We start from the raw sequence: 6,435 nt of genomic DNA, 5'->3' as shown, positions 1-6,435 counted from the left end.
CGCGGCGTGCGCGGGGCGGAGCGGGCCCGCCCGCCGGGGCGCCGCCGCCCCCCCCCCCCCCCCCCCCCCCCCCCCCGCCCCCCCCCCCGGGGGGGGCGCCCCCCCCGCCCCGCGCCCCGGCCGTGCCGCGCCGTCAGATCCCCAGCACCCGGCCGAGGTCGTAGGAGACCGGCTCCTCCAGCTGCGCGTAGGTGCAGCTCTCCGGCGTGCGGTCCGGGCGCCAGCGGCGGAACTGCGCGGTGTGCCGGAACCGGGTGCCCTCCATGTGGTCGTACGCGACCTCGACCACCCGCTCCGGGCGCAGCGCGATCCAGGACAGGTCCTTGCCGCCCGTCCAGCGGCTGACCGCGCCGGGCAGCCGGCCCTCGGCGTGCGCGGCCTCGTCCGCCCAGCCGCCCCAGGGGTGGCGGGAGAGGTCGTCCACCCGCAGGGGGGCCAGTTCCTCGGCGAGTTCGCGGCGGCGGGCCATCGGGAAGGCGGCGCAGACGCCGACGTGCTGGAGCCGGCCGTCCCCGTCGAAGATGCCGAGCAGCAGCGAGCCGACCACCGGGCCGCTCTTGTGCTCGCGGTAGCCGGCCACCACGCAGTCGGCGGTGCGCTCGTGCTTGATCTTGTACATGGTCCGCTCCCCCGGCCGGTACGGCTGGTCCAGCGGCTTGGCGACCACCCCGTCCAGCCCGGCGCCCTCGTACTCGTCGAACCAGGCCCGGGCGACGTCGAGGTCGGTGGCGGCGGGTGCGGTGAACACCGGGTCGGCGGCACCGGCGAGGGCCGCCTCCAGCGCCGGGCGGCGCACCGACAGCGGCTCGTCCAGCAGCGCGTCGTCCCCGAGGGCGAGCAGGTCGAAGGCGACGAAGGAGGCCGGCGTCCGCTCGGCGAGCAGCTTCACCCGGCTCGCGGCGGGGTGGATGCGCTCCAGCAGCTCCTCGAAGCGCAGCCGGCCGTCCCGGGCGATCACCACCTCGCCGTCCAGTACGCAGCGCGGCGGCAGCTCACGGCGGAACGCCTCGACCAGCTCGGGGAAGTACCTGGTCAGCGGCTTGCCGGTGCGGCTGCCGAGCTCCACCTCGTCGCCGTCGCGGAACACGATCGAGCGGAAGCCGTCCCACTTGGCCTCGTACTGCATCCCGGGCGGGATCCTGGCCACCGACTTGGCGAGCATCGGCGCCACCGGCGGCATCACGGGCAGGTCCATGCCTCCGATCGTCACCCGGTTCGCTCCGGGGCGCGCGCCGGGCGCCCTGCGCTTAGCGTGAGGGGCATGGGCTCAGCCGTGGAACTGGATGTCGCCGGGCGGACCGTCCGGCTGTCGAACCCGGACAAGGTGTACTACCCCGAGCGCGGCTTCACCAAGCTGGACGTCGCGCAGTACTACCTGGCCGTCGCCGACGGGGTGCTGCGCGGGCTGCGCGACCGGCCCACCACCCTGCAGCGCTTCCCGGACGGGGTGGACGGCGAGTTCTTCTACCAGAAGCGCGCGCCCAAGGGCCTGCCGGAGTGGCTGCCCACCGCCCGGATCGAGTTCCCCAGCGGCCGCTCCGCCGACGAGATCTGCCCCGCCGAGCCGGCCGCCGTGCTCTGGGCGGCCAACCTGGGCTGCCTCACCTTCCACCCGTGGCCGGTGCGGCGCTCCGACCCCGACCACGTGGACGAGCTGCGGATCGACCTCGACCCGCAGCCCGGCACCGACTTCCGCGACGCCGTCCGCGCCGCCCACGAGCTGCGTGCCCTGCTGGCGGAGTACGGGCTGCGCGGCTGGCCCAAGAGCTCCGGCGGGCGCGGCCTGCACGTCTACGTGCCGCTGGTGCCCGAGTGGACCTTCACCGACGGGCGGCACGCGGTGATCGCGCTCGGTCGCCTGCTGGAGCAGCGGATGCCCGGGAAGGTCACCACCGCGTGGTGGAAGGAGGAGCGCGGCGAGCGGATCTTCGTCGACTACAACCAGATGGCCCGCGACCGCACCATCGCCTCCGCCTACTCGCTGCGCGCCCGCCCCCGGGCCACCGCCTCCGCACCGCTGCGCTGGGAGGAGCTGGACGACGTCGTGCCCGAGGACTTCGACCTGCGCACCCTGCCCGCCCGCTTCGCCGAACTCGGGGACCTGAACGCCGGGATGGACGGCGAGGCGTTCCGCCTGGAGCCCCTGCTGGAGCTGTACGCCAGGCAGCTGCGCGACGAGGGCCTCGGCGAGCTCCCGTACCCGCCGGACCACCCGAAGGCGAAGGGCGAGCCGCCCCGGGTCCAGCCGAGCCGGGCGAAGAGGACGTAACCGCCCGCCCCGGGGGGGGCTCAGCCCCGGGCGCCGGCCGGAGCCAGGGCGGTGACGGTCCGGACGGCCTCTGCGATCTGACCGTCCGTCAGGTCCCCCCGGGCGGTCAGCCGCAGCCGGGAGACGCCGTCCGGGACGGAGGGCGGGCGGAAGCACCCGACGGCGAGGCCCGCGCGGCGGCAGTCGGCGGCCCAGGCGAGGGCGGCCTCCGGGCCCGGGGCGCGCACCGAGACCACCGCGGCCTGCGGCTCGCAGGCCCGCAGCCCGGCGGCGGCGAGCTGCCGGGCCAGGGTGCGGGCGACCTCGCGGGCGCGCTCGGCGCGGGCCGGCTCGGCGCGCAGCAGGCGCAGCGCGGCGAGGGCGGCACCGGCGGCGGCCGGGGCGAGGCCGGTGTCGAAGATGAAGGTGCGGGCCGTCTCGGTCAGGTGCCGGATCACCCGGCGCGGGCCGAGGACGGCGCCGCCCTGCGCGCCGAGGGACTTGGAGAGGGTGGCGGTGGCCACGGTGTCCGGCTGCCCGGCGAGCCCGGCGGCGGCGAGCGCCCCGGTGCCGCCGGGGCCGAGCACGCCGAGCCCGTGCGCGTCGTCCACCAGCAGGCCGGCGCCGTGCGCGCGGACGGCGTGCGACAGCTCGGGCAGCGGGGCGGCGTCGCCGTCCACCGAGAACACCGAGTCGGTGACCACCAGCGCCCGCGGCTGCGAACGCCCGGCGAGCACCTCGGCCACCGCCGCCGGATCGGCGTGCGGGGCCCGGTGGACGTCGGCGCGGGAGAGCCGACAGCCGTCGATCAGCGAGGCGTGGTTGTAGGCGTCGGAGACGATCAGGGTGTCCGGGTCGGTGAGGGCGGTCAGCGCCGCGAGGTTGGCCGTGTACCCGGAGGAGAACACCAGCGCGGCCTCCACCCCGCAGAACTCGGCCAGCTCCTCCTCCAGTTCGGTGTGCAGCGCGGTCGTGCCCGTCACCAGCCGCGAGCCGGTGGAACCGCCGCCCCAGCGCAGCGCCGCGTCCGCCGCCGCCCGGACGACCACCGGGTGCCTGGTCAGCCCCAGGTAGTCGTTCCCGGCGAGGTCCAGCACCGCATCGTCCGCCGCCCGGCTGCGCAGCGTCCGCGTGAGCCCGGCCTCGGCCCGCAGCGCGGCCGTCTCGTCGAGCCAGTCGAAGACGTGCGCCGGGGCGGGGGCGGTGGTGCGCGGATCGGCCGCGAGCGGGTGGTTCATGGTCGGCACTCTGGCACGTCGCCGGATGCCGGGCAATGTGCGGATCGGCACAGGAGGAACAGGACACCGGCGTCGCCCCCGCCGAGGTCCTTCGGCGTGCTGGTCTCCGGGGACGTCGTCGACGGGGCCTCCCTCGGCAGGGCCCACCAGGCGTACGCGGACATCGCCCTCAGGACCGGCAGGGCCGCCGCGGCCGCGTACGAGTGTCGCGACACCGTGACGCCGGCCGCCACCGCCCCGCGCGTCCCGTCCTGGGAGCCGCCCCGGGCGCCATGGCGCCCCCGGCCTTTGCCCGGGGTGGCGGCGAGCAGGCAAGATAGCCGGGTGACCCTCCTTGATCTGATGCCGAAGCCCGCCACCCCCGACGCGCTGTACGAGACGTTCGCAGCCTGGGCGGAGGAGCGGGGGATCACGCTGTACCCGGCGCAGGAGGAGGCGCTGATCGAGCTGGTGTCGGGGAACAACGTGATCCTGGCGACGCCGACCGGCTCGGGCAAGAGCCTGGTGGCGGCGGGGGCGCACTTCGCCGCGCTGGCGGAGGGGCAGCGGACCTTCTACACCGCCCCGATCAAGGCGCTGGTCTCGGAGAAGTTCTTCGACCTGGTGAAGATGTTCGGCACCGAGCAGGTCGGCATGATGACCGGCGACGCCTCGGTGAACCCCACCGCGCCGATCATCTGCTGCACCGCCGAGGTGCTCGCCCAGATCGCGCTGCGCGACGGCGCCCGGGCCGACATCGGCCAGGTGGTCATGGACGAGTTCCACTTCTATGCCGAGCCGGACCGCGGCTGGGCCTGGCAGATCCCGCTGCTGGAGCTGCCGCAGGCGCAGTTCCTGCTGATGTCCGCGACGCTCGGCGACGTCCGCCGCTTCGAGGAGGACCTGACCCGCCGCACCGGCCGTCCGACCACGGTGGTGCGCAACGCGACCCGCCCGGTGCCGCTGTTCTACGAGTACCGCCGCACCTCGCTGCACGACACCCTGGAGGAGCTGCTGCAGACCGGCCAGGCGCCGGTCTACGTCGTGCACTTCACCCAGAAGGAGGCGGTGGAGCGGGCCCAGTCGCTGATGAGCATCAACATGTGCTCGAAGGCGGAGAAGGAGGCCATCGCCGACCTGATCGGCGGCTTCCGCTTCACCACCAAGTTCGGCCGCAACCTGTCCCGCTACGTGCGCCACGGCATCGGCGTGCACCACGCGGGCATGCTGCCGAAGTACCGCCGGCTGGTCGAACGCCTCGCCCAGGCGGGCCTGTTGAAGGTCATCTGCGGCACCGACACCCTCGGGGTCGGCGTCAACGTGCCGATCCGCACGGTGCTGTTCACCGCCCTGTCCAAGTACGACGGGCAGCGCGTGCGCATCCTGCGCGCCCGCGAGTTCCACCAGATCGCCGGCCGGGCCGGGCGGGCCGGCTTCGACACCGTCGGCCAGGTGGTGGCGCAGGCCCCCGAGCACGTGATCGAGAACGACAAGGCGATCGCCAAGGCCGGGGACGACCCGAAGAAGAAGCGCAAGGTGGTCCGGAAGAAGGCCCCGGAGGGCTTCGTCGGCTGGACCGAGGAGACCTTCGAGAAGCTGATCGCCGCGGACCCGGAGCCGCTGGTCTCCCGGTTCAAGGTGAGCCACGCGATGCTGCTGTCGGTGATCGGCCGCCCGGGCAACGCCTTCGAGGCGATGCGCAAGCTGCTGACCGACAACCACGAGGACCGGGCCGCCCAGCGCCGGCACATCCGCACCGCGATCGCCATCTACCGCTCGCTGCTGGAGGGCGGCGTGGTCGAGCGGCTCCCGGAGCCGGACGCCGAGGGCCGGATCGTCCGGCTCACCCTGGACCTCCAGGAGAACTTCGCGCTCAACCAGCCGCTGTCCACCTTCGCGCTGGCCTCCTTCGACCTGCTCGACCCGACCTCGCCCTCGTTCGCGCTGGACGTCGTCTCCGTCGTCGAGGCGACGCTGGACGACCCGCGCCAGATCCTCGCCGCCCAGCAGAACAAGGCGCGCGGCGAGGCCGTCGGCGAGATGAAGCGGGACGGCATCGAGTACGAGGAGCGGATGGAGCGGCTCCAGGAGATCACCTACCCGAAGCCGCTGGAGGAACTGCTCACCCACGCCTACGAGGTGTACCGCCGGGCGCACCCGTGGATCGGCGACCACCGGCTCCAGCCGAAGTCGGTGGTCCGCGACCTGTACGAGCGGGCGATGACCTTCTCGGACTACGTCGGCTTCTACGAGCTGGCCCGCACCGAGGGCATCGTGCTGCGCTACCTGGCGAGCGCGTTCAAGGCGCTGGAGCAGACCGTCCCCGAGGACGTGAAGACCGACGACCTCAAGGACGTCATCGCCTGGCTCGGCGAGCTGGTCCGCCAGGTCGACTCCAGCCTGCTGGACGAGTGGGAGCAGCTGGCCAACCCGACCGAACCGCAGGCCGCCGAGGTGAGCCTGGACGACAGGCCGGCGCCGGTCACCGCGAACGCCCGCGCCTTCCGCGTCCTGGTGCGCAACGAGATGTTCCGCCGGGTCGAGCTGTGCGCGCTGGAGCACTGGGACGAGCTCGGCGAGCTGGACGGCGAGTACGGCTGGGACGCGGACCGCTGGGCGGACGCCATGGACGGGTACTGGGACGAGTACGACGACCTCGGCACCGGCCCGGACGCGCGCGGCCCGAAGATGCTGATCATCGAGGAGGAGGACTCCGCCTGGCGGGTCCGGCAGATCTTCGACGACCCGGAGGGCGACCACGACTGGGGCATCAGCGCCGAGGTCGACCTGTACGGCTCGGACGAGGAGGGCCGGGCGGTGGTGCGGGTGACGGCGGTGGACCGGCTCGGCGGCTGAGCCCCGGCCGGGGGGGGGGGGGGGGCCCCCCCCCCCGCCCCCCCCGGGGGGGGGGGGCGCCCCCCCCCCCCCCCGCCCCCCCCCCCCGGCCGCCCCCCCCCGCGGGCCGCCCAC

At 74.8% G+C, this 6,435-nt stretch carries 4 protein-coding genes; 2 read left to right on the top strand and 2 right to left on the bottom strand.

Going from position 1 to position 6,435, the window contains the following annotated elements; genetic code table 11:
* Nucleotides 1-133 precede the first annotated feature (133 nt).
* Nucleotides 134-1,195, bottom strand: a complete 1,062-nt coding sequence (locus ACH5AR_RS04560) for an ATP-dependent DNA ligase (protein WP_396299894.1) — start codon at nt 1,193-1,195, stop codon at nt 134-136.
* A 66-nt stretch (nt 1,196-1,261) separates the two neighbouring features.
* Between ACH5AR_RS04560 and ligD the strand changes: the two genes are divergently transcribed.
* Complete coding sequence (gene ligD / locus ACH5AR_RS04555; protein WP_396299893.1) at nt 1,262-2,269, top strand: non-homologous end-joining DNA ligase; 1,008 nt, start codon at nt 1,262-1,264, stop codon at nt 2,267-2,269.
* 20 nt (nt 2,270-2,289) lie between these two features.
* On the opposite strand, the gene ACH5AR_RS04550 is transcribed toward ligD, so the two are convergent.
* A complete protein-coding gene (locus tag ACH5AR_RS04550; RefSeq protein ID WP_396299892.1) occupies nt 2,290-3,486 on the bottom strand; it encodes an 8-amino-7-oxononanoate synthase in 1,197 nt (398 codons plus the stop codon).
* Between the two features lie 342 nt (nt 3,487-3,828).
* On the opposite strand from ACH5AR_RS04550, the gene ACH5AR_RS04545 reads away from it, so the two are divergent.
* Nucleotides 3,829-6,321 (top strand): DEAD/DEAH box helicase, encoded by a 2,493-nt coding sequence (locus tag ACH5AR_RS04545; RefSeq protein ID WP_396299978.1) that lies wholly within the window; start codon nt 3,829-3,831, stop codon nt 6,319-6,321.
* Nucleotides 6,322-6,435: the final 114 nt, after the last annotated feature.

Source organism: Kitasatospora sp. NPDC018619 (assembly GCF_044391605.1).
Lineage (GTDB): Bacteria > Actinomycetota > Actinomycetes > Streptomycetales > Streptomycetaceae > Kitasatospora.
This window is presented reverse-complemented; position numbering and strand designations above follow the sequence as displayed.

Coding starts and splice junctions, on each gene's coding strand:
- ligD (WP_396299893.1), top strand. CDS start 1,262: ATGGGCTCAGCCGTGGAACTGGATGTCGCCGGGCGGACCGTCCGGCTG.
- ACH5AR_RS04550 (WP_396299892.1), bottom strand. CDS start 3,486: ATGAACCACCCGCTCGCGGCCGATCCGCGCACCACCGCCCCCGCCCCG.
- ACH5AR_RS04560 (WP_396299894.1), bottom strand. CDS start 1,195: ATGGACCTGCCCGTGATGCCGCCGGTGGCGCCGATGCTCGCCAAGTCG.
- ACH5AR_RS04545 (WP_396299978.1), top strand. CDS start 3,829: ATGCCGAAGCCCGCCACCCCCGACGCGCTGTACGAGACGTTCGCAGCC.